We start from the raw sequence: 21,514 nt of genomic DNA, 5'->3' as shown, positions 1-21,514 counted from the left end.
TTGGACGGAAAGCGCGCCGAGAGCCCGTGAGCGAGTGCTCGTCCGATTGTGGCGGCGTCAGAAAAGTCGGCAACGGGTCAGTGTGAGTTCTGGAACACCTGGCAACAGCTGACCGAACATGCGAAACGATGTAGCCTCCGAAGACCGCCCTTGACCTGCGCAGACAGGCAGGGAGCAGACAAACCGGGAGCTACTCCATGCTGCGAACCATGTTCAAGTCCAAGATCCACCGAGCCACCGTCACCCAGGCCGACCTGCACTACGTGGGATCGGTGACCATCGACGCCGATCTGCTCGACGCCGCCGACCTGCTGCCGGGCGAGCTCGTGCACATCGTCGACATCGACAACGGCGCCCGGCTGGAGACCTACGTCATCGAGGGCGAGCGCGGGTCCGGGGTGATCGGGATCAACGGCGCCGCCGCCCATCTCGTGCACCCGGGCGACCTGGTGATCATCATCAGCTACGCTCAGGTCAGCGATGCCGAGGCGCGGGCGCTCGAGCCCCGGGTCGTGCACGTCGACGGCGACAACCGGATCGTGTCCCTCGGCGCAGACCCGTCCGAGCCGGTGCCCGGCACCGACCAGCAGCGCAGCCCGCAGGCCGTAGGGGCCTGATCCACGGGCCGGACAGGGACCGGGAGCGTACGCGCCATGAGTGAGACCGAGATCCGCGACGACCGGGCGGCGGGCCGCCTCGAAGCCGTCGGCGACGGTGAAGTCGTCGGGTACGTCGAGTACTTCGTGCTGGAGTCTCCGGCACGCGCCCTGGTCCCCGTTCACACGATCGTCGAGCCCGCCCACGAGGGACGCGGCATCGCCGGTTCCCTCGCCCGCGAGCTGTACGCCCTCGCCGGGCGCGAGGGCGTCCCGGTGGTCCCGCTCTGCCCGTACGTCGTCAGGTGGGCCGAACGCCACCCCGACGTTGCTCCGCCGGCCGACCCGGAGCTGCTGGCGGCCGCCGAGGAAAGGGTGCGGGCCGGCTCCGGTGGCTGAGCCCGGCCTGACCGCTCGCTCGCGGTGTGCGGCCGCCGTCAGGGCCGTAGCCGAATCGGATCAGCACCTGCGGATGGCACCGCTTGTGCTGGGGGAGGGCCATGGCCGACCGCAGGTCGGGCCATTCCATGGCCTGGTGCAGGAGTGACGTCCGCAGGCCGCGGGCGGTCGCGGTGAGCAGGACGTACTGCAGGGCCTGTCCTGCTCGCAGCCAGTCCTGTCGTCGGTCGTGGCCGGTCCACAGCAGGGCCAGCTGCACATGGCGTTCGAACCACAGGGCGGGCAGGCGCAGGGCGGGCAGTCCGGTGAAGTCGCGCATCGGCATCCGTCCGGCCGCGTCGGCCGGGCCGAGGGCGGTGACGGGGATGCCGTAGGGAGCGTTCGAGGCCGGCGCGTTGATCCAGGCGCGGGTTTCGGCGGTGCGGGCCGGGTCGGCGTGGTTGCGGTCCTCGGCGGTGGCGGTCAGGTGCAGCAACCTGCGTGTCCCCGCGATGTCCGGCACGTGCAGCCGTGCGCCCGCGGCGTGTGCGGCCGCCGTCATCTCAGCGACGATCGACTCGGGCACGGGGCGGCCGGTGAACGGCATCCGGCTTGTGTGCCGCCGCTGGACGGCCTCGTAGAGGTCGGAGTCGGAGGGGTGCTCGTGCGCGGCGAGGGGGCCGGTCAGCTGTACGGTGGCCAGCAGCCCTGGCCGTCGCGTGTCCGGCAGCAGTGTCACCTCAGGCCGCCACCCCTGATGGACTGCGGCAAGGCGGAGGTTGAACAGTGCGGCGCCCACGGACAGGTACTGGGCGCGGTGCACCGGGTCCGCCAGTGGCAGCGTGCGCTCCCGTGCCGAGTGGACCTCCAGCACCTGGTTGTCGGGATCCAGGCGGAAGCGCCACGGCTGGGTGTTGTGGATCGACGGGGCTGCCACGGCGGCCGCCAACAGCGACTCGACGGTGGCCGGCTCGGGCAGGACCTGGGTGCGCATGACGCCTCCTGTGTCTGCGTCGTGGTCGGGGTTCATGTGGCGGGCAGGGCGGTGGCGAGCAGGACGACTCCGAGTGAGCCGACGAGGGAGACGACCGCCAGGGCACGGGCCAGGTCGGCGCGGCCCTTGGCGTGGGCGATTCCATGGCCCGCGGCGGCGAGCATCACCACCGCGAAGAGGGCGAGTTTGGTCGCCAGGGTGCGGCCGTAGCCTGGTTCGGTGAGGGAGGCCCAGGTGACTCCCCTGTGCCAGGCCATGGCCCAGCCGGTGGCCAGCTGCACGGGCAGGAACACTGCCCCGGTCAGCATTCCGAACCGGCGGCCGGCCGCGGAGGTGAAGCGGTCCTTGGCCTCAGGAGGAAGCAGGTGACGGGCCAGCGGCAGGATCACCAGGGAGAGGGCCAGCTGGCCGCCGACCCACAGGGCGGCGCCCGCGACGTGCGCGAACCGGACCAGCGACCACCAGCCGACGGTGCCCACTACTCGCTCACCTCCACCATGCCGTGGGCACCGGCTTCGGCGTGGCGCATGTCGTGGTCCACGAAGGCGTAGTGGCCGGGCTCGGGGAACGTCGTCTCGACGAAGCCACCCTGGGCCGCGGCCAGGTCCAGCACCTGCGAGCCGCCCGCATGGCCGGGCTTCAGTGAGTAGGCGCCTTCCTTGTACACGGTGTCGAAGACGGTGCCGACGACGTGGAAGGCGACGCCGTCGCTGGGGCCTGCGGCGACCACCCAGAAGCGGGCCCGCTCGCCGGCCTTCGCCTTCAGGGGACGCTGCTCGTACTGGTTCGCGACGCCGTTGAACACCCAGGCGTCCGGGGTGTCCTGGCGCATCTTCGCCACCTGGGCGGTGCTGCCCGGGGCGCCGAGGTAGAGCTCGGAGGAAACCAGTACGTATTCGTGGTCGACCTTCGCCAGGCCCGGCGGGTCGATGACGACGGCGCCGTACATGCCGTTGCCGATGTGCTGCAGCATGGGTGCGGTGCTGCAGTGGTACAGCCACGCCCCGGCCCTCTCGGCGCGGAAGCGGTAGACCAGGCGCTCGCCGGGCCGGATGGTGCGCATGGGCCCGTCCGGGGCGAGGGAGCCGGCGTGGAAGTCGATGCCGTGGCCCATGCCGTGGTCGTCGTTCACGAGGGTGATCTCGAAGACGTCGCCCACGGCGCCGTGCAGAGTGGGGCCGGGTGCGGTCCCCCCGAAGGTCCACATCTGCTGTTTCACACCGGGAGCGACTTCGACCGTGGTGTGTGCGGCGTGCAGTTCGAGCTTGTGGACCGTCCCGCCGGGTGCGGGGGAGAGAGTGGCGCTGCGTGGCTGCCAGCCGGTGGAGAAGTCGGCGGCGAGGTCCAGGCCGCGGTCGGTGGTGGCGGTCGTGGAATGGCCGGGGTGTGCGCTCGACTTGTGCGTGCCGCCGGTCACGACGATGTCCATGGACATCCCGGCTGCCTTGTGGCCCGGCATCGTGCACCATGCCGCGCGGCTCCTGGTGACCTGTCCGAGGTCGAGTACGCGGGTCTCGCCCTTGCCGAGCAGCGGGGCGGCGGGCCCGTCCTGGACCTTGAGGTCGTGGCGCTGGGCATCGGTGTTGGTGACCCTCAGCCGAAGACGAGTGCCCGCCGTGACCTCGATCCGAGCCGGGCGGATCCGCATGTCGGCGAGGGTGACGGAGACCGTCCGGCTCGTACCGGTTCCCGCACCTCCGGCTCCTGCGGCGATGGGCTCGCCGCCGGTGCCGCCTCCGCTGCCGGCGACGAGCACGGCCAGCACGATCAGTACGGCCCCCGCGACGGAGCCCCACAGGACGGGACCCCGTGCCCCTCCGTTCCGGCCGGTGTCCCTCAGAAGTGACCGGCCGCTGCGGATGATCACCGCGACGGTCAGCATGAGGAAGGCGACCACGGCTGCTGCGGCCAGCAGAGCGCCTGCCGTGCCGGCGGGGCCGGGCAGGGGCAGCGCCAGCAGGGCCACGCCGGCGTTGAACGGCAGCAGCCTGTGCGGCCAGCCCCGTTCGAGCACCGCCCGCAGGCCGGCACGTTCCTTGGGGCCGGAGGCGAGCACGATGGGCAGCAGATAGGTGAGGGCGCCGACGAGCACTTGGGCGACGAAACCGATGAGCAGCACGGGGACCAGGGCGTCGATGCCGGTCTGCGCTGCCGGGAGCGGACGGGTGACCAGGAGCGTCAGGTCTGCCGTCACGGCGATGAGCAGCCAGCAGGTGGCCGCGGCCAGCATCCAGGCGGCTGCCGCGGACACGGGCTTGCCGCCGCGTACGGTGCGGATGAGCAGGTCGACGGCGACGGCCGCTCCCTGCGCGTACAGGGCGAGGCCCGCGGCGGCCGGCCAGCGCCACCCGAACGTCAGCGCGGCGACCGCCAGCAGCAGTCCGCCGCCGGTGAGCCACAGCACCCACCGCGCCACCCGGGTGGTCCGCTCCTTCATGCGTACGCCCAGCACGGTGGGCCACAGCATGAACATCGTGCCCAGCACGGGCAGCCCGATCCAGCCGAGCAGCGTGATGTGCACGTGGGCCAGCTTCAGCCCGGTGTAGTACCGCGGACCGGCCTTGCCGGTGGCCAGCAGCCAGCCCAGCACACCGCCCATGACCAACGCCCCGGCGGCGGCCCGGTAGTAGCCGGCGATCGGGGCGAGCCGTCCACCCAGCGCCCCTCGACCCAGCCGCACGAGGACGACCAGGTGTGCGGTGATCGCGATGACCAGCAGTGCGCATCCGGCACCGATCAGCGCGGGCACGTCGCCCCAGACGCCGGTGAGCACCCCGACGACCGCGACGTTGACGGCGGCCAGCCGGGCGTTGCCCCACCGTTGGTCAGGCCGGGAGGCGTGCAGCATGGCGACGGCGAAGTGCTCGCTCCACACCACGATCGCCGTGGTGGCCGCGCCGAGCAGGAACAGGTGGACGGCCAGCCAGCGGGCCACCGGGAGGGTCTGCTGGGCCATGGCCGCGAGCAGCGCGAGGACGGCCCACGCGGCGACCAGGACGTGGGCGGCCAGATGACGGCTGCGCAGACCGGACGCCTTGAACCTGCTGGGCGGGGGACCTCCGGCGGCCGGGTGGTCATCGTTCTTGCGGTACACGGTGCTCCTCACCGCCCGGGGCGGCGGCCGAACGGTGGTGCGCGAAGGGGGCGGCCTCGGCGCCGCCGGACAGCAGCGCGGCCAGTTCCCGCTGGTGGGGGAAGGAACCGGGGACGTAACCGCACCAGGGCTCCTCGGCGTACGGGTCGCCGGTGACCCCGTAGGCCCGTGACCGCGAGCCGCCGCAGACCTGCCGGAACTCGCACCGCCCGCAGCGGCCGCCCAGCATGTCCGCGGCGCGCAGGCCGGTGAACAGCGGTGAGGTCCGGTAGATCGACGTCAGCGGCGTCTCACGCACGCTTCCCGCGCTCAGCGGGAGGAAGCCGCTGGGGTGGACGGTGCCGGTGTGGGAGACGAAGACGAAGCCGCGGGCCGCGTTGACGTCCAGCGGCGGTCGGCGCACCCGCCGTGCTCCGGATTCGAGACCCAGGGCGGCGACCCGCTTGCGCAACTCCCGGTACAGGGGCCCGAGCCCGAGGACCGCCGCGTGGTCGTCACCCGCGGCGGCGAGGACCTGCCGCTGCAGCGCGACACGGCGGAAGTGGTGGGCCTCGGTCGTCTTGGCGGGCACGGTCAGGCCCACGTCGTAGACGAAGTTGAGGACGTCCTCCACCTCGTCCGGCGTCAGCGCGCCGAGGCTGCGGCCACGGCCGGTGGGCACCAGGAAGAAGGCGCTCCACAGCATCGCTCCGTGCTCGGCGACCAGACGGACGATGTCGGGGAGGTCGTGCAGGTTGTGCCGGGCGACGGTGGTGTTGATCTGCACCTTCATGCCCAGCGCGCGGGCGGCGTCCCAGGCGTCCAGGGTCCAGCGGAACACGCCGGGCACGCCGCGGAAGTCGTCGTGGAGTTCGGCGGTGGAGCCGTCCAGGCCCAGCGACAGTCCGCTCGCGCCCGCGGCGTGCACGGCCCGCAGCCGCTCCTCGGTGAGCGTCGGAGTGCCGGACGGGGAGACGGCCACCCGGACTCCGGTCTCCCTGCCGTACGCGATGAGTTCGGTCAGGTCGGGGCGCTGGAACGGGTCGCCGCCGGTTATCACGAACAGCGGGGCGGGCCGGCCGAAGGCTGCCACCTGGTCCAGCAGGTCCTTGGCGGCGGCCGTGTCCAGCTCGCGCGGGTCGCGGTCGGGCACGGCCTCGGCCCGGCAATGACGGCAGGCCAGCGGGCAGGCGCGGGTCGACTCCCATATGACGATGAAGGGCCGCTCGGTGGCTTCGTGCCGCTGGCGGCGGATCGCCCGGGCGGTGGTGGTGCTCATCGCGCCGCCCTCCCCGGGCCGCGGAGGCTGTGTCCGGCCGCCCTGGAGCCAGGGCGGACCAGGCGGGCGGCCGGACGGTGACCGGGCCGGACCATGCGCGGCGTCCACCGCGAGCGACAGCGGCGCGATCGGCCGAGCGGGGGTTCGGAACGGTCGTACACGGGATACCTCCAGGATCGGTCGGCTGTCAGCATCCACCGGGGGCCGTGGGCGGCGCGGCGGCCGATGGTCCTGTGAAGGCGGGGCAAGGGTCCCTGGTTCACGCTTGGCTCAGGGAGCTGGCGGACTGTCCAGAACTCGGATGGGCCGCACCGGCCGCGTGGAGATCCGGGGCCGCGTGCCCGGGCGGAAGCGAGCCGCTGCTTCCGGCTCCCTGCGCCGCGGTACGTTCAGCGGTGGCGCGCGGCGCGGGGCCTCAGGGCGTCCGCGGTGGCGACGAGTGCGACGCCCAGACCGGTCAGTGCGGCGCCGAGACCCGTGACGAGGGTCGTGAGGTGCCATGCCTGGTATGCGGACATCAGTGAGGCGCGCAGGGTCTGCCCCATGAAAGCGGTCTGGCGCAGTTCAGCGAGCTTTTCGTCGTCGCCCCCGGCGGCGTGCAGTTCCGCCGTGATCTCGGCGTAGGTACGGCCGCCGGTGGCGTGGGCGAGGTTGCCGTTGATGAACCGGGCGTAGGCGTGTGCCGCGGGGCCGGTTTCCACGGTGGTGCCGGCGTGGCGGGCGAGGTCGGCGGGCAGCCCGTGGCCAGGGAAGGTGATCTTCTGGGCAGCCAGTTCGGTGCGGATCTCCTTCCTGCCGCCGCGCCCGCGTAGAAGCATGACCGGTCCGGCGACCGACAGGGCGATACCGACCGTTCCGAGCAGGGTGGCGGCACGCCGGTGTGGTCCGTTCATGACGTGTTCTTCTCTCTTTCCTTGTGAGCGTGCGAGTTCGCCATGCCTCCACAACGGATGGAGCCGGCTTCGTGCTTCGCCTGGGGGTGCACGTCAGCGGTGGCTGAGGCGCAACCGCCAGGCTTCCGGGCCGCGTTCGAGGTACTCCACCGAGAAGGCCCCGGGGTTGCGCTGCTCGATCTGGGCGAGCAGCGGCAGCGGGTCGTGCGGGGCGACCAGCACCATCGCGGTGCCCACCGGAACGGCGTCGAGCGCGCCGAAGACGGTGGCGTGGCGCAGGGCGTGCGGCACCTCCCGCACGTCCAGCTCGGGTTCGGCGGCCTCCTCCGCCCCTCCACAGCCGCACACGCCGCCGCAGCCGCCGGCCTCCTCGACCTGATCTTCACGCATGTCGTGTCCTTCCTCCGTGTGATGGCCTTCTCCGGCGCCCCTGGTGCGCGTGTCGTCGGCAAGTCGGTGGTGCATGTCCGTGAGCAGCCCGGCGAGGGAGACCTCGGGTGCCATGGCGAGCAGCGGCAGCACGAGGCCGTTCTCCTTGGCCACGTGCTCTTCGAAGAGGACCTGAAGAGCCCGGGCGTCGGCCGCCGCGTCCGCCGGGACGGGCGCGGCGCGCAGGGTGTCGACGAGCGCGGTGAGGCAGCGGTGTTCGCCGATCAGACCCTCGATGAGCAGGCGGGCCTCTGGCATGCGATGGGCGGTGGGGTAGAGCGCGGATTCCTCGGCCGCGGCGTGCGGGAGCAGCGAGCGGTCGCAGAAGGCCACCAGCCCGGCGTGGAGTTTCCCGGCGGCACTCGGGTCCCGGTCCACGGCGGTGAGCAGCATCTTCACCCGGCCGGCCAGTGCTCCGGCCAGGCGGGCGTGGTGGGCCTCAGCGCCTTCGAGGGCCGTGGCGTCCTGAGGGTCCGAGGCGAGGGTGAGCACGCTCATGGTCGTGTCTCCAGCAGGTCGGGCCGGCGCGGCCGGCCGATGCGGGTGGGGATGGCATTCCGGGTGCCGGTTCTCGGGGCGGATGCCGCGTCCGGCCGCGGGGCGCGGCCGGACGCACGACCGAACCGGGCGCCACGCGCCGTACGCGCTACACCTGCGGCGGCCGGGACGGGGGAATGGGCCGCCTGACAGGCACGGAATGCGGTCGTACAGATGGGCATCCGCGATTCGATCAATGCCCAGCATGCAGCTTTGGTGCCGACCGACCACCCGGTCGACCGGGCCCCGTTCATGGGCCATTGGTCCCTCTTCCGGCCGGCCGGATGGGGCCGGAGGGGCATCCCGCGGGGACCGCCGGCCCCAGGCGCGCCAGGTGCCGCTCCGCCTAGCGTTCCTGGCCATGGAGAACGATCAGAACGCACCGCGTCAGGTGCCGGGTGCCGGCGCGGGCTGGCCGCTGGCCACCCGGCGGCTGCTCACCCGCCGCGAGGTGTCCACCGACGGACGCGCCGTGTTCGGCACGGGCGACCCCAAGTGGGAGGGCTTCTACCGGGACCGGTGGGCCCACGACAAGGTGGTGCGTTCCACGCACGGTGTGAACTGCACGGGCTCCTGCTCGTGGATGGTGTACGTCAAGGACGGCATCATCACGTGGGAGCACCAGGCCACCGACTACCCGTCCATCGGCGCGGACTGCCCCGAGTACGAGCCGCGCGGCTGCCCGCGCGGGGCGTCGTTCTCCTGGTACACCTACTCGCCCAGCCGCGTTCGCTACCCGTACGTACGGGGCGCCCTGCTGAAGCTGTGGCGCGAGGCCCGCAAGCGGCTGGGCGACCCTGTGGCGGCCTGGGCGGAGATCACCTCCGACCCGGCGAAGACGCGGGCGTACAAGCGGGCCCGCGGCAAGGGCGGTCTGGTCCGCGCCGACTGGGACGAGGTGAGCGAGCTGATCGCCGCCGCCCAGGTGCACACCACCAAGACGTACGGCCCCGACCGCGTCGCGGGCTTCTCACCCATCCCGGCGATGTCGATGGCGTCCTTCGCGGCCGGTGCCCGCTACCACTCGCTGATCGGCGGCACCCTGCTGTCGTTCTACGACTGGTACGCGGACCTGCCGATCGCATCCCCGCAGGTCTTCGGCGACCAGACCGACGTCCCGGAGGCGGCGGACTGGTGGAACGCCGGCTACCTGATCATGTGGGGTTCCAACATCCCGGTGACCCGCACCCCGGACGCGCACTTCCTGACCGAGACCCGCTACAACGGTACGAAGGTCGTCGCGGTCAGCCCCGACTACGCCGACAACGTCAAGCACGCCGACGAGTGGCTGGCTCCGCACCCCGGCACGGACGGCGCGCTGGCGATGGCCATGGGACATGTGATCCTGCGCGAGTTCCTCGTCGACCGCGAGGTGCCGTACTTCCAGGACTACCTGCGCAAGTTCACCGACGCCCCGTTCCTGGTGACCCTGCGCGAGCGCACCGGGGGCGGCCTGGTGCCCGACGGTTTCCTGACCGCGGCCGACCTCGGGCACGGCACGGAGCACGCCGAGTCCAAGACCGTTCTCCTGGACGCGGTCACCGGCGAACCCGTCGTTCCCAACGGCTCGCTCGGCTTCCGCTGGGCCAAGGAGGACCAGCGCCGCTGGAATCTCGGACTCGGCGACACCGTGCCCGCGCTGACCCTGCTGGACCGGGCCGAGGACACCGCCGAGGTCGCGCTGCCCCGCTTCGACGAGGGCGCCACGGAGGGCGGCTCGTCCATGGTCCGCGGTGTCCCGGTCCGCACGATCGGCGGCCGCCTGGTCACCACCGTCTTCGACCTGATGCTCGCCCAGTACGGGGTGGGGCGTCCCGGTCTGCCGGGCAGCTGGCCGTCTTCGTACGACGACGCGGCCGAGCCGTACACCCCGGCCTGGCAGGAGACGATCACCTCCGTCCCGGCCGAGCAGGCGGCCCGGATCGCCCGGGAGTTCGCCCGCAACGCAGAGCGGACCAACGGCCGTTCCATGATCGCTCTCGGTGCCGGTACCAACCACTGGTTCCACTCGGACACCATCTACCGTGCCTTCCTGGCGCTGACGACCATGACCGGCTGCCAGGGGGTCAACGGCGGTGGCTGGGCGCACTACGTCGGCCAGGAGAAGGTCCGCCCGGTCACCGGGCAGCAGCATCTGTCGTTCGCGTTCGACTGGCAGCGGCCCACCCGGCACATGGCCGGCACCTCGTACTGGTACCTGAACTCCGACCAGTGGCGCTACGAGGCGTTCGGACCCGACGAGCTGGCCTCCCCGTTGGGCGAAGGACGGTTCAAGGGAAAGGCGTTCGCGGACTGCCTGGCGCAGGCCGTGCGGCTGGGCTGGACGCCCGGTCACCCCGGTTTCAACCGCAACCCGCTGGACCTGACGGACGAAGCGGCACGAGCCGGCCGGCCGGTCGCCGAGCACATCGTCGACGAACTGAAGTCCGGCAGGCTGCGGTTCGCCGTTGAGGATCCCGACGACCCGGCCAACTTCCCGCGCGTGCTGACCGTGTGGCGGGCGAATCTGCTTGGCTCCTCCGGCAAGGGCAGCGAGTACTTCCTGCGCCATCTCCTGGGGACCGACGCGGCGGTCCGCTCCGAGGAGACACCGCATGAGGGCCGTCCGAAGGACGTCGTCTGGCGGGAGGAGGCCCCGGAGGGCAAGCTCGACCTGCTGGTCTGCATGGACTTCCGGATGACCTCCACCGGCCTGCTGTCCGACGTGGTCCTGCCGGCCGCGACGTGGTACGAGAAGGACGACCTGTCCAGCACGGACATGCACCCCTTCGTGCACGCCTTCACCCCCGCCATCGCCCCGCCCTGGCAGGCCCGCACCGACTACGACACCTTCCTGACCCTCGCCGACCGGTTCAGCGAGCTGGCCGCCGAGCACCTGGGCACCCGCACCGACGTCCTCGCGGTACCGCTGCTGCACGACACCCCCGACGAACTCGCCCAGCCCGGCGGAGTCGTACGGGACTGGAAGACCGGCGAGTGCGAGCCGGTCCCCGGGCGGACCATGCCCAAGCTGGCCGTCATCGAACGGGACTACGCCGCCGTCGCGCAGAAGATGCGCGCCGTCGGACCGCTGCTCGACACCCTGGGGACGACCACCAAGGGCGTCACCGTCCACCCGAACCAGGAGATCGACGAGCTGCGGCGCCGCAACGGGACGGTGAGGGACGGAGTCGCCGCGGGACGGCCCTCCCTGGCCACCGCCTCCCACATGTGCGAGGCGATCCTCGCCCTGTCCGGCACGACCAACGGCCGCCTGGCCACCGAGGGCTTCCGTGAACTCGAGCGGCAGACCGGCAGCGACGGCCTGGTGGAACTCGCCGCCGAACGCGAGGCCGAGCGGATCACCTTCGCCGACACCCGCACCCAGCCGCGAGCCGTGATGACCTCCTACGAGTGGTCGGGCTCGGAGACCGGCGGGCGTCGCTACTCGCCGTTCGTCATCAACACCGAGCACAAGAAGCCCTGGCACACCCTCACCGGCCGGCAGCACTTCTTCGTCCAGCACGACTGGATCGCCGAGCTCGGTGAACAACTCCCCGTCTACCGGCCCCCGCTGAACACGCCCAGGCACTACGGCGACGAGCAACTGCACGAGAACGGCCGTACCGAGGTCACGGTCCGCTACCTGACCCCGCACTCGAAGTGGTCCATCCACTCGAACTACCAGGACAACAAGTACATGCTCGACCTGTCCCGTGGCGGTCCCACGATCTGGATGTCCGTGGAGGACGCCGAGCGGATCGGCGTCAAGGACAACGAGTGGATCGAGGCGTACAACCGCAACGGTGTCGTCGCCGCCCGCGCCGTGGTCACTCACCGCATGCCCGAGGGCACGGTGTACATGTACCACGCCCAGGACCGCAACGTGAACGTGCCGAAGACCGAGGTCAGCGGCAAGCGCGGCGGCATCCACAACTCGCTCACCCGCCTGCTGCTCAAGCCCACCCATCTCGCCGGCGGCTACGCCCAGTTCACCTACGCCTTCAACTACTACGGCCCGACCGGCAACCAGCGCGACGAGGTCACCGTCATCCGCCGCCGCAGCCAGCAAGTGGAGTACTGACATGCGAGTGATGGCTCAAGTCGCGATGGTGATGAACCTCGACAAGTGCATCGGGTGCCACACCTGTTCGGTCACCTGCAAGCAGACGTGGACCAACCGCACCGGCGTCGAATACGCCTGGTTCAACAACGTCGAGACCAAGCCCGGCGTCGGCTACCCCCGCCGCTACGAGGACCAGGAACACTGGAAGGGCGGCTGGATGCTCGACAAGCGCGGACGCCTCGTCCTGCGCTCCGGCGGCCGCGTCAAGCGCCTGCTGTCCCTCTTCTCCAACCCCGACCTGCCCTCCATCGAGGACTACTACGAGCCGGTCACCTACGACTACGACAACCTCGTCAGTGCCCCCGCCCAGAAGGACATGCCCGTCGCCCGCCCCCGCTCGGTCCTCACCGGCAGGCCCACCGCCATCACCTGGGGCGCCAACTGGGAGGACGGCCTCGGCGGCGCGCCCGAGCACGCGGGCGCCGACCCCAACCTGACCGGTGCATGGGCGGATAAGGTGAAGTTCGAGTTCGAGCAGACCTTCCTGTTCCACCTCCCCAGGCTGTGCGAGCACTGCCTCAACCCGGCCTGCGTGTCGGCCTGTCCGTCCGGCGCCATGTACAAGCGGGTCGAGGACGGCATCGTTCTCGTGGACCAGGACCGCTGCCGCGGCTGGCGGATGTGCGTCACGGCGTGCCCGTACAAGAAGGTCTACGTCAACCACGCCACCGGCAAGGCCGAGAAGTGCACGTTCTGCTTCCCGCGCATCGAGGCGGGGCAGCCCACGGTCTGCTCGGAGACGTGCGTCGGCCGGCTGCGCTACCTCGGGCTGCTGCTGTACGACGCCGACAAGGTGGGCGAGGCCGCGGCGACCGCGAACGAGCGGGACCTGCTGGAGGCCCAGCGCGGCGTCTTCCTCGACCCGTCCGACCCCGGCGTGATCGCGGCCGCACGGGAGTCCGGGATCCCGGAGGACTGGCTGGAGGCGGCCCGCCGCTCCCCGGTGTACGACCTGGTCATGCGCTACAAGGTGGCGCTGCCGCTGCACCCGGAGTACCGCACGCTGCCGATGGTCTGGTACGTGCCGCCCCTCTCCCCGGTCCTGGACTCCGTCGACGCCGCGGGCGGAAACCAGGACGACCCCGACCACGTGTTCGCCGCCGTCACCCGGCTGCGCATCCCGCTGGAGTACCTGGCGGAACTGTTCACCGCCGGCGACACCGACGTCGTAGCCGGTGTGCTGATGAAACTCACCGCGCTGCGCTCGTACATGCGTGAACGCACCCTCGGCGAGGCCGGCGACGAGAAGGTGCTCAAGGCCGTCGGCCTGACCGCCGGCGAGGGGCAGGACCTGCACCGGCTGCTCGCCGTCGCCAAGTACGCCGACCGGTACGTCGTCCCCGCCGCCCACAAGGAGGACGCCGCCGCGCTCACCGCGATGGAGAACCGCTGCCCGGTCGAGACGTCCGGCGAGGCCGAGCCCCGCAAGGTCATGCTCGGCATCCCCACCCTGCGCCGCCACACCACCGCCGGAGGCCGTCCGTGAGCCCGCTCGCCGCAACGATTCCCGCCCTCGTCCGCACCCGCGTCCGGGCAGCCGTACGCCGCCCGGCCCGGCTCACACCCGAGGAGGCGGCGGGCCGCGCGCTGACACTGCGGCTCGTGTCGTTGTTGTTGCAGTACCCCGACCCGGAACTGGTCGCGGCCAGGGGCGACTTGACGACCGTGGTGGAGGCCCTGCCGGCCACGCCCGGGGCGGAACACCTCGTCCGGTTCACCGACTGGTTCGCCGCACAGGACCCCGAGGCGCTGGAACGCCACTACGTCGAGATGTTCGACCTGCGCCGCAAGAGCAGCCTCTACCTCACCTACTACCTGCACGGCGACACCCGCCGCCGCGGCATGGCCCTGCTCACCCTGAACCAGCGCTACCGGGCCGCCGGATGGGACACCGACAGGGGTGAACTGCCCGACCACCTCCCGGTCGTCCTGGAGTTCGCCGCCCTGGCGGGCCCGGGCGGCGGAGAAGCACCGCTGCGTCAGCACCGGCGCGGTCTGGAGCTGATCCACCGCGCCCTGACCGACGCCGACTCGCCGTACCGGCACATCCTGGCCGCACTGCTCACCCTGCTGCCGCCGCCCACCGAGGCGGACCGCGCGGCGGTGGCCCAGCTCGTCGCCGAGGGCCCGCCGAACGAAGAGGTCGGCCTCGACCCGTACGGGACATACGGCGACGGGGAGTTCGCCCCACCGGGCACCTTCGTGCCGCCGACGGCCGCCCCACCGACCCGTGTGCAGCCGGCCGCCCCGACCACCACCCGCAGGGAAGGCAGTCGATGAACGCCACAGCCCTCTCCTCTCCGACCGCCACGCCGGCGAGCGGCACCGACCTACTGCTGTGGGTTGCCTTCCCCTACATCTGCCTCGCCGTGTTCGTCGTCGGGCACGTCTGGCGCTACCGCCAGGACCAGTTCGGCTGGACCACCCACACCAGCCAGCTTCTGGAACACCGCTGGCTGCGCTGGGGCAGCCCGCTGTTCCACCTCGGCGCCTTCATGGTGATCGCCGGGCACGTCGTGGGGCTCGCCGTGCCCGCCTCCTGGACCGAGGCGGGCGGCATCAGCGAACACACCTACCACACCACGGCCGTGTGGGCGGGCTCGGTGGCGGGCGTCGCCATGGTCACCGGGCTCGGCATGCTGTGCGCCCGACGGCTGCTCACCCGCCGCATTCGCCTCGGCACCGACCGAAGCGACAAGGTGCTCTTCCCGCTGCTGTCCGCCACAGTGCTGCTCGGCATCTCCGCGACCGCCGCGCACAACGTCCTCGGCGCGGGCTACGACTACCGGGAGACCATTTCCGTCTGGTTCCGCGGCATCTTCACCCTGCAGCCTCGGCCAGAGGCGATCACCGGTGCCCCGCTGCTGTTCCAGTTGCACGCGCTGACCGCCTGCCTGCTCTTCGCGGGCTGGCCCTTCACCCGCCTCGTGCACGTGTGGAGCGTGCCCATCGGCTATCTGGCCCGGCCCTATCTCGTCTACCGCAGGCGGGCCACACCGGCACCGGCTCCGACGGCCGGGGGACGGCCCCGGTCGACCTCAGGCTCCCGGAGAGCCGCATGACCCACGGACCCGCCCTGGTGCCGGACGCCACAACAGGCCGACGTCCGCCCCCGGTCGGCGCCAGTCGCCGCACCGGTTGGGCGATGCTCGCGGCCGGAGTCCTGGGCTGGCTGGCTTCCTTCCAGCTCACCGTGGACGACTGGCGTCTGCTCCGCGATCCCGGCTACCAGCCACCATGCAACATCAGCCCCGTCGTGAGCTGCGGCAGCGTCATGTCCAGCCCGCAGGGCAGCCTGTTCGGCTTCCCCAACATGCTGCTCGGACTGGGCGCCTTCGCCGCCGTGACCGCCCTCGGCATCGCCGTCCTCTCCGGGGCGCGCCTGCACCGCAGGCTGTGGCTCGCGCTGGACGCCGGGGCCCTGGTGGGAGTCGTGTTCGTGCACTGGCTGATCGGTCAGTCGCTCTACGAGCTGGGCAAGCTCTGCCCCTACTGCGTCGTCGTCTGGGCCGTCACCATCGCCCTCTTCTGGTACGTCTCCCTGCACTGCCTGCAACGAGGAATCATCGCCCTTCCCCGTGGCGTGCTGGAGTTCCTCCAGGACACGCACTGGATGCTGCTCGGTGCCTGGTACGGGGTGATCGTGCTGCTCGTCCTCACCCGCTTCTGGTCGTACTGGAGCAGCCTGCTGTGATCGGCAGCCACCCCATGAGAGCAACACGGTGGCACGAGTGAGCGACCAAGGAACATGGACGGCCCCGTCCCGCACGCTGAACGGCCGTTGTCGCCGACCGGTGCGCCGACCGCGGCCTCGCGTGCCACCACCGCCGATGACCTCACCACCTAGCTGCACCAGCCCCTCGCCGAGCCTGGACCCCATCTGATCGAAGCCCTCCTGCCGGCGCTGTTCTGATAGGGCCGAACACCGGTGCCGCGGTCGTACGGACCTGGTTCACCGGCCGCCGTCGGAGCGACGGCCGCCCGGTCCGACGTGCCGGACCTCGATGAGCTGGGGGCATTGCCGGCGCAGCGGGCGCTCCAGTCCGTGGTGGAGGGTGAGCCGGGCGGCGGGACAGCCGTGGCAGGCACCGACGAGGCGTACGGTGACAACGCCGTCGCTCACGCCGACCAGCTCGATGGCACCGCCGTGCGAGCGGGCCCGTTCGCCCACCGGTCCGGCGATGAGGTTCAGCGCGGCCGTGTGGAGCGGCGTGTCGTCGCGGGGCCCTTCGGCGTCCGCCGCCGGGCTCCAACCAGTGGGATCTTCCAGGGCGTTGTGCAACGCGGTGCGGACCCGGGCCCCGTCCGCGCGCCAGGAGCGGCCTTCGCCGAGGCGGGTGACGACGACGCCGGGTTCGACGCTGACGTGGGCGAGGGTGCCGTCCGCGAGCAGTGCCGCCAGCGGCGCCGGCACCGAGGCGGGCGCTCCCGTCCAGGTGAGGAGACCGGCGGGGACGATCCAGCGCAACCGGTCGGGGTGGTCGGGGACGGGCTGGGGGTGCAGGGGGACCACGGGTGCTTCACCCACCCGTCACAGCGGCGGTGATGGTGTGGGCGAGGTAGGCCATGAGCCAGGCCGTCACGGTCAGGTAGGTGAAGGCGATCGTCGGCCATTTCCAGGTGCCGGTCTCCCGCCGGATGACCGCGACGGTGGCCATGCACTGCAACGCGTAGGCGAAGTAGACCAGGAGTGCCGCGATCGTGGGCGCGGTGAAGATCACCTGTCCCGCGTGGGATCGGTCCTGGTTGGTCATGGTCCGCAGGGCGTCCGTCGGATGGTCGGGGCTCTGGGCGGCGGCGACCTGCCCGAGGGTGGCGACGAAGGTCTCGCGGGCCGACTGTGCCGACAGGACGCCGACGTTGATGCGCCAGTCGAAGCCCAGCGGGTCGAAGACGGGGGAGACCAGCCGGCCGAGATCGGCTGCGTAGCTGTGGTCGACGGTGTAGGCGGACACGGCGACGGAGTCGCCGGTGTCGACGCCGGCCGCCTGCAGCTGGGCGGGGGAGTGCAGCGGCAGGTTCAGCGCCAGCCACAGTGCGATGGAGGCGGCGACGATGACGGTCGAGCACTTGCGCAGGAAGGCCCGGGCGGAGGACCACATGGCCAGCAGTACCGCGCGGGGCGCGGGCAGCCGGTAGGGGGGCATCTCCATGAAGAACGGCATGGCAGCCCCGCCGCGGTCGGTCACCTTCTTGATCACCCAGGCGGCGGTCATCGCGGAGACGGCGCCGAGCAGATACAGGCCGAACATGATCAGCCCCTGTGCGCCGAACGGGCCGATCCTGGCGGACGGTTCGACGAGCAGGCCGATCAGCAGCACATAAACCGGCAAGCGCGCGGAGCAGGTCATCAGGGGGGCGGCCATCATGGTGGCGAGGCGGTCCTTGGCCGAGGGCAGGGTGCGGGTGGCCAGGATGCCGGGGATCGCGCAGGCGAACGACGACAGCAGCGCCACGAACGCCCTCCCTTCCAGCCCGGCACGCGCCATCACCCGGTCCATCAGGAACGCCGCCCGTGACAGGTAGCCGACGCCTTCGAGCAGGGCGAGGAGAAGGAACAGCAGCATGATCTGCGGGACGAAGACGAGGACGCCGCCGACGCCGCCGATGATCGCGTCACCCAGCAGGCCGGACAGCCACCGGTTGGTGACGTGGCCGGCGATCAGGTGGGACAGCCGTCCGGACAACGACTCCACGTAGCCCTGGAGCGGCGCCGCGAGATTGAACACGGTCTGGAAGAACGCCATCATGACCGCGAAGAAGACGGCCGTGCCCCACACGGGGTGCAGCAGCACGGCGTCGAGACGCTGGGTGGCTTTGTGGCGCTCGGCGGGGCGGTAGTCGGCGAAGGTGAGAACCGACTCCGCCCAGGCGTCCAGCTCGGCAGGGTCGGTGGGCGGTGCGAGGGCCGGGACCGGCCAGGACCGCCATGCGGCGATCCGCTCGCGCACCTGCCCGATGCCCAGGCCGCGGTGGCCGACGACGGGGAGCACCGGGAGGCCCAGCGCCCGGGAGAGTGCATCGGGGTCCAGGTGGCCTTGGCGCAGGGACAGTTCGTCGGTGAAGGTGACCACCACGCAGGTCGGCAGGGCGCGGGAGAGGACCTGCGCGACCAGCGTCAGCGACCGGCGCAGGGTGGTGGCGTCCACGACGACGAGCAGCGCGTCCGGCCGTGGTGTGCCGTCCAGGCGGCCGTCCAGGACATCGACGGTGATCTGCTCGTCCGGACTGATCGGCTCCAGGCTGTACGTGCCGGGCAGATCCTCGATCACATGACCGCGCCCGCCGGCCCGGCAGCTACCCACGTAACGGGACACGGTCACGCCGGGATAGTTGCCGGTCTTGGCGTGCAGGCCCGTGAGGGCGTTGAAGACGCTGGTCTTGCCCGCGTTGGGGCTGCCGACCAGCGCGATACGTGCATCCTCGGCCACGACCGCTCCCGCACCGCCGGGCTCGTGGCAGCCGGCGGTCACAGCTCCACCTCGGTCGTGAACACACATGCGGCCTGAGCCCGGCGCAGACACACCTCGTAGTCCTTGACCCGGTAGACGACCGGGTCACGCAGCGGGGCACGGCGTACGACCTCCACCACCGTCCCGGGTGCGAATCCGAGGGCGCCCAGGCGGCGGGCCGTGTCCGGCGCACCGTCCGCGACGACCTCGACCACCGTGGCCCGAGCACCGGGCACAAGATCGGCCAGGGCACACAGCGCGCTCTCCGGCACAACCGCTTGGCGTCCCGCCTGTACGGCGCCCCTTCCACCCACGCTCATCCGCGTCTCCGCTACGCCATGCCGGACGAGATCCGCCGGCCACACCGTTGTCAGTAAGGTGAGGCTAGCCTTCGCGAAGCCGGTCGACGGTGAGAATACGGCCTGTATGTACGGGCCGTCCGGCCCAATCTCAGGTCCTTCTGGTCCCTGGCGGACTTGTTCGCCACTCGAGCGTGCGAAAGGCGCGCAGCAGCGGCAGCAGCCCAGGACCGAACGAGCTGTACGGGGCACAGGTCCCGAGGAGGGCTGGACGGCATGATCCGCCCGGGACCGTCTGCCCGCCCACAGGGACCCTTGGCCCATGCCGCGCGGATGCCCGGAAGTGGACAGTGGTCGAGGGCGCCGATCGACAGGTGAGAGACCCGCGGGCCCTGCTGTCACATGACCAGCGTAAGAGGGACAAGAGGGAAGGACGGACACCATGGTCCAGTCGTCGACGAGGGAGAGCGACAGGACGGGCCCAGGCGCTCCGGTGCCCGGCCGGGCCTGGCTGATGCTGGCCCTGGCCACCATCGGGTTCGCCGTCAACTTCTGGGCGTGGGCACTGCTCAGCCCACTTGGCCCCCGCTTCAAGGACAGCCTGGAGCTGTCCTCCTTCCAGCAGTCGCTGCTGGTGGCGGTTCCGGTCGTGGTCGGATCGCTCGGCCGCATCCCGGTCGGCGCGCTGACCGACCGGTTCGGCGGCCGGGTGATGTTCCCGATCGTGTCGGCTGCCACCATCGTGCCGGTGCTCTATCTCGGCCTGGCCGGCCACTCCTCGCTCACCGCGCTTCTCATCGGAGGCTTCTTCCTCGGCATCGGCGGTACCGCCTTCGCGGTCGGAGTGCCGCTGGTCAACGCCTGGTTCCCGCCCGAGCGGCGCGGGCTGGCGATCGGCGTCTTCGGCGCGGGCATGGGCGGCACCGCCATCAGCGCCCTGACCACCGTGAAGCTGGTCGACGCGCACAGCATGTCGACCCCGTTCCTGATCACCGCCGTCGTTCTGGCCGTGTACGGCGTGACCGCCGCGCTGCTGCTGCGTGACGCACCCGGCCGCACCGTTCCGACCGAGCCGCTGGCCCGCCGCCTCGCGGCCACCGTCCGGCTGGGCATCACCTGGCAGGCGTCCGCGCTGTACGCGGTGGCGTTCGGCGGTTACGTGGCCTTCTCCGTCTACCTGCCCACCTACCTCAAGACCGGCTACGGCCTCACCCAGGCCGACGCCGCCAACCGCATGGCCGGCTTCGTCCTCCTGGCCGTCGCGATGCGCCCGGTCGGCGGCTGGCTGTCGGACCGGCTCGGCCCGGTGCGGGTGCTGGCAGCCTCGCTGAGCGTGGTGGTGGCGGGGGCTGCCGTGCAGTCGTTCACCCCGGCCCTGGCACCGGTGGGCACCATCGCCTTCCTGGCCATGGCCGCCGCGCTCGGCGCGGGCAGCGGAGCGACCTTCGCTCTGGTGGCCCTGCGCACCCCGGCCGACCAGGTCGGCTCCGTCACCGGCGTGGTCGGCGCCGCCGGCGGCCTGGGCGGCTTCCTGCCGCCGCTGGTCATGGGCTCGCTGTACGGCGAGTACGGGACGTACGCCGCCGGTCTGGCCCTGCTCGCGGTCGTGGCCGCCGCGGCGCTGGCCTTCACCCTCACCGCTGTCCGCGCCGCAGCCGAAGGCGGCGAGCGCAAGCAGGGCACCGGCCGTCGGCACGGCCACCGCACCGCAGGCACCACCGCGTAAGGGCGAGCGGAAGAGAACGCCGGGCCGAGGAACAGCGGCGGTCTGACGGCGGTCGAGTGGATCAGGACGGATCGAGCAACGAGGAGAAGTCCGGTGTGTGAGTACTGCGGGTGTCAGTCGCTGGCGTCGATCGATGAGCTGACCCGGGAGCACGACGAGGTGGTGCGCCTCATCAGTCACCTCCGGCCCGCTCATCAGGAGGGCGGGGTGGCCCGGATGGCGGAGGTCGCCCGGGAGATCGCCGCAGTGCTCGAACCGCACACCGCGGTCGAGGAGCACGGCCTGTTCCCGGCTCTGGCCGCCGACTTCCCCGACCAGATCGCCGCCCTGGAGGCCGAGCACCGCCGCATCGAGGCGGTGCTGGCCGAGGCCGCCGGCGGTGCGACGCCTGCGGACCCCACCTGGCCTGACCGCCTGGTGGAGGCCATGGCCGTGTTGCGCGATCACATCCTCAAGGAGCAGGACGGTGTCTTCCCGGCCGCCCTCGCGAATCTCAGCACCGAGGAATGGGAAGCGGTCGAGGCCACGCGCGCCAAGGCGGGCAGCACCCTGCCCCAGCCGGCTGCCTGACCGGCCGCAGTCCGCCCCCGTCAGGGGGAGCGACCCCGTAGGCCCGTGTGCCCCCGTTCAGCCGAGCGGGGGCACACGGGCCTGCAGGCGCGCGTGTGGCCCCGTGAATCCGGGTGACCGGCCCCGCACGCAGACGATCTTCACCGTGCCGCGTGGTGTTCGTGGAGTGGCTGTTGACGTTCC

Annotated in this window: 18 protein-coding genes; 9 read left to right on the top strand and 9 right to left on the bottom strand. The window is 71.6% G+C overall.

Features of this window, described 5'->3' with window-relative positions:
- Positions 1-197: 197 nt before the first annotated feature.
- Together panD and IE177_RS12305 are read left to right on the top strand one after the other, a co-directional pair.
- On the top strand, positions 198-617 hold the full coding sequence (panD, locus tag IE177_RS12310) for an aspartate 1-decarboxylase (protein ID WP_190015306.1): 420 nt from the start codon (positions 198-200) through the stop codon (positions 615-617).
- 36 nt (positions 618-653) lie between these two features.
- Complete coding sequence (locus IE177_RS12305) at positions 654-995, top strand: GNAT family N-acetyltransferase (RefSeq protein ID WP_190015305.1); 342 nt, start codon at positions 654-656, stop codon at positions 993-995.
- Here IE177_RS12305 and IE177_RS12300 read toward each other — a convergent pair.
- The 6 genes from IE177_RS12300 to IE177_RS12275 form a co-directional block, all read right to left on the bottom strand.
- Positions 898-1,968: an Acg family FMN-binding oxidoreductase gene (locus tag IE177_RS12300; protein ID WP_190015304.1), complete on the bottom strand. Its 1,071-nt coding sequence runs from the start codon at positions 1,966-1,968 to the stop codon at positions 898-900. The two genes, IE177_RS12305 and IE177_RS12300, sit on opposite strands and share 98 nt — an antisense overlap.
- Positions 1,969-2,000: 32 nt before the next feature.
- Entirely contained in the window at positions 2,001-2,447 is a 447-nt protein-coding gene (locus IE177_RS12295) for a hypothetical protein (RefSeq protein WP_190015303.1), read from the bottom strand.
- Entirely contained in the window at positions 2,447-5,062 is a 2,616-nt protein-coding gene (locus IE177_RS12290; RefSeq protein ID WP_229816019.1) for a multicopper oxidase domain-containing protein, read from the bottom strand. Before IE177_RS12290 ends, IE177_RS12295 begins: the two co-directional genes overlap by 1 nt.
- The gene (locus tag IE177_RS12285) at positions 5,043-6,320 is read right to left on the bottom strand and encodes a TIGR04053 family radical SAM/SPASM domain-containing protein (protein WP_190015302.1); all 1,278 of its coding nucleotides are present in this window, start codon (positions 6,318-6,320) and stop codon (positions 5,043-5,045) included. The genes IE177_RS12290 and IE177_RS12285 overlap by 20 nt, the downstream gene beginning before the upstream one ends.
- A gap of 389 nt (positions 6,321-6,709) precedes the next feature.
- Entirely contained in the window at positions 6,710-7,213 is a 504-nt protein-coding gene (locus IE177_RS12280; protein WP_190015301.1) for a hypothetical protein, read from the bottom strand.
- Positions 7,214-7,306: 93 nt separating this feature from the next.
- Complete coding sequence (locus IE177_RS12275; RefSeq protein WP_190015300.1) at positions 7,307-8,140, bottom strand: DUF2249 domain-containing protein; 834 nt, start codon at positions 8,138-8,140, stop codon at positions 7,307-7,309.
- 400 nt (positions 8,141-8,540) lie between these two features.
- Between IE177_RS12275 and IE177_RS12270 the strand changes: the two genes are divergently transcribed.
- Genes IE177_RS12270 through IE177_RS12250 form a run of 5 tightly spaced genes read left to right on the top strand, consistent with a single transcriptional unit; the run spans position 8,541 to position 15,978 of the window.
- Positions 8,541-12,242 (top strand): nitrate reductase subunit alpha, encoded by a 3,702-nt coding sequence (locus IE177_RS12270; protein WP_190015299.1) that lies wholly within the window; start codon positions 8,541-8,543, stop codon positions 12,240-12,242.
- Between the two features lies 1 nt (position 12,243).
- On the top strand, positions 12,244-13,770 hold the full coding sequence (narH, locus tag IE177_RS12265) for a nitrate reductase subunit beta (protein ID WP_190015298.1): 1,527 nt from the start codon (positions 12,244-12,246) through the stop codon (positions 13,768-13,770).
- Positions 13,767-14,564 (top strand): nitrate reductase molybdenum cofactor assembly chaperone, encoded by a 798-nt coding sequence (gene narJ / locus IE177_RS12260; RefSeq protein WP_190015297.1) that lies wholly within the window; start codon positions 13,767-13,769, stop codon positions 14,562-14,564. The genes narH and narJ overlap by 4 nt, the downstream gene beginning before the upstream one ends.
- A complete protein-coding gene (narI, locus tag IE177_RS12255; protein ID WP_190015296.1) occupies positions 14,561-15,346 on the top strand; it encodes a respiratory nitrate reductase subunit gamma in 786 nt (261 codons plus the stop codon). The genes narJ and narI overlap by 4 nt, the downstream gene beginning before the upstream one ends.
- Positions 15,343-15,978: a vitamin K epoxide reductase family protein gene (locus tag IE177_RS12250; protein WP_229816018.1), complete on the top strand. Its 636-nt coding sequence runs from the start codon at positions 15,343-15,345 to the stop codon at positions 15,976-15,978. The genes narI and IE177_RS12250 overlap by 4 nt, the downstream gene beginning before the upstream one ends.
- Before the next feature lie 258 nt (positions 15,979-16,236).
- Here the strand turns inward: IE177_RS12250 and IE177_RS12245 are convergent, their stop codons facing one another.
- From IE177_RS12245 to IE177_RS12235, 3 genes are read right to left on the bottom strand one after another with little or no spacing between them, the layout of a single operon-like run.
- The gene (locus IE177_RS12245) at positions 16,237-16,812 is read right to left on the bottom strand and encodes a NifU family protein (protein WP_229816017.1); all 576 of its coding nucleotides are present in this window, start codon (positions 16,810-16,812) and stop codon (positions 16,237-16,239) included.
- Positions 16,805-18,715: a ferrous iron transporter B gene (gene feoB / locus IE177_RS12240; protein ID WP_229816016.1), complete on the bottom strand. Its 1,911-nt coding sequence runs from the start codon at positions 18,713-18,715 to the stop codon at positions 16,805-16,807. Before feoB ends, IE177_RS12245 begins: the two co-directional genes overlap by 8 nt.
- A 38-nt stretch (positions 18,716-18,753) precedes the next feature.
- Positions 18,754-19,056: a FeoA family protein gene (locus IE177_RS12235; protein ID WP_190015294.1), complete on the bottom strand. Its 303-nt coding sequence runs from the start codon at positions 19,054-19,056 to the stop codon at positions 18,754-18,756.
- A gap of 421 nt (positions 19,057-19,477) precedes the next feature.
- Between IE177_RS12235 and IE177_RS12230 the strand changes: the two genes are divergently transcribed.
- A complete protein-coding gene (locus IE177_RS12230; protein WP_373305072.1) occupies positions 19,478-20,761 on the top strand; it encodes an MFS transporter in 1,284 nt (427 codons plus the stop codon).
- Between the two features lie 93 nt (positions 20,762-20,854).
- Positions 20,855-21,331 carry a hemerythrin domain-containing protein gene (locus IE177_RS12225; RefSeq protein ID WP_190015293.1) on the top strand — a complete coding sequence of 159 codons (477 nt, stop codon included), beginning with the start codon at positions 20,855-20,857 and terminating at the stop codon, positions 21,329-21,331.
- Positions 21,332-21,514 lie beyond the last annotated feature (183 nt).

The sequence above is a fragment of the Streptomyces lucensis JCM 4490 genome (assembly GCF_014650035.1).
Lineage (GTDB): Bacteria > Actinomycetota > Actinomycetes > Streptomycetales > Streptomycetaceae > Streptomyces > Streptomyces lucensis.
This window is presented reverse-complemented; position numbering and strand designations above follow the sequence as displayed.

Coding starts and splice junctions, on each gene's coding strand:
- panD (WP_190015306.1), top strand. CDS start 198: ATGCTGCGAACCATGTTCAAGTCCAAGATCCACCGAGCCACCGTCACC.
- IE177_RS12305 (WP_190015305.1), top strand. CDS start 654: ATGAGTGAGACCGAGATCCGCGACGACCGGGCGGCGGGCCGCCTCGAA.
- IE177_RS12300 (WP_190015304.1), bottom strand. CDS start 1,968: ATGCGCACCCAGGTCCTGCCCGAGCCGGCCACCGTCGAGTCGCTGTTG.
- IE177_RS12285 (WP_190015302.1), bottom strand. CDS start 6,320: ATGAGCACCACCACCGCCCGGGCGATCCGCCGCCAGCGGCACGAAGCC.
- IE177_RS12280 (WP_190015301.1), bottom strand. CDS start 7,213: ATGAACGGACCACACCGGCGTGCCGCCACCCTGCTCGGAACGGTCGGT.
- IE177_RS12275 (WP_190015300.1), bottom strand. CDS start 8,140: ATGAGCGTGCTCACCCTCGCCTCGGACCCTCAGGACGCCACGGCCCTC.
- IE177_RS12270 (WP_190015299.1), top strand. CDS start 8,541: ATGGAGAACGATCAGAACGCACCGCGTCAGGTGCCGGGTGCCGGCGCG.
- narH (WP_190015298.1), top strand. CDS start 12,244: ATGCGAGTGATGGCTCAAGTCGCGATGGTGATGAACCTCGACAAGTGC.
- narI (WP_190015296.1), top strand. CDS start 14,561: ATGAACGCCACAGCCCTCTCCTCTCCGACCGCCACGCCGGCGAGCGGC.
- IE177_RS12250 (WP_229816018.1), top strand. CDS start 15,343: ATGACCCACGGACCCGCCCTGGTGCCGGACGCCACAACAGGCCGACGT.
- IE177_RS12235 (WP_190015294.1), bottom strand. CDS start 19,056: ATGAGCGTGGGTGGAAGGGGCGCCGTACAGGCGGGACGCCAAGCGGTT.
- IE177_RS12230 (WP_373305072.1), top strand. CDS start 19,478: ATGGTCCAGTCGTCGACGAGGGAGAGCGACAGGACGGGCCCAGGCGCT.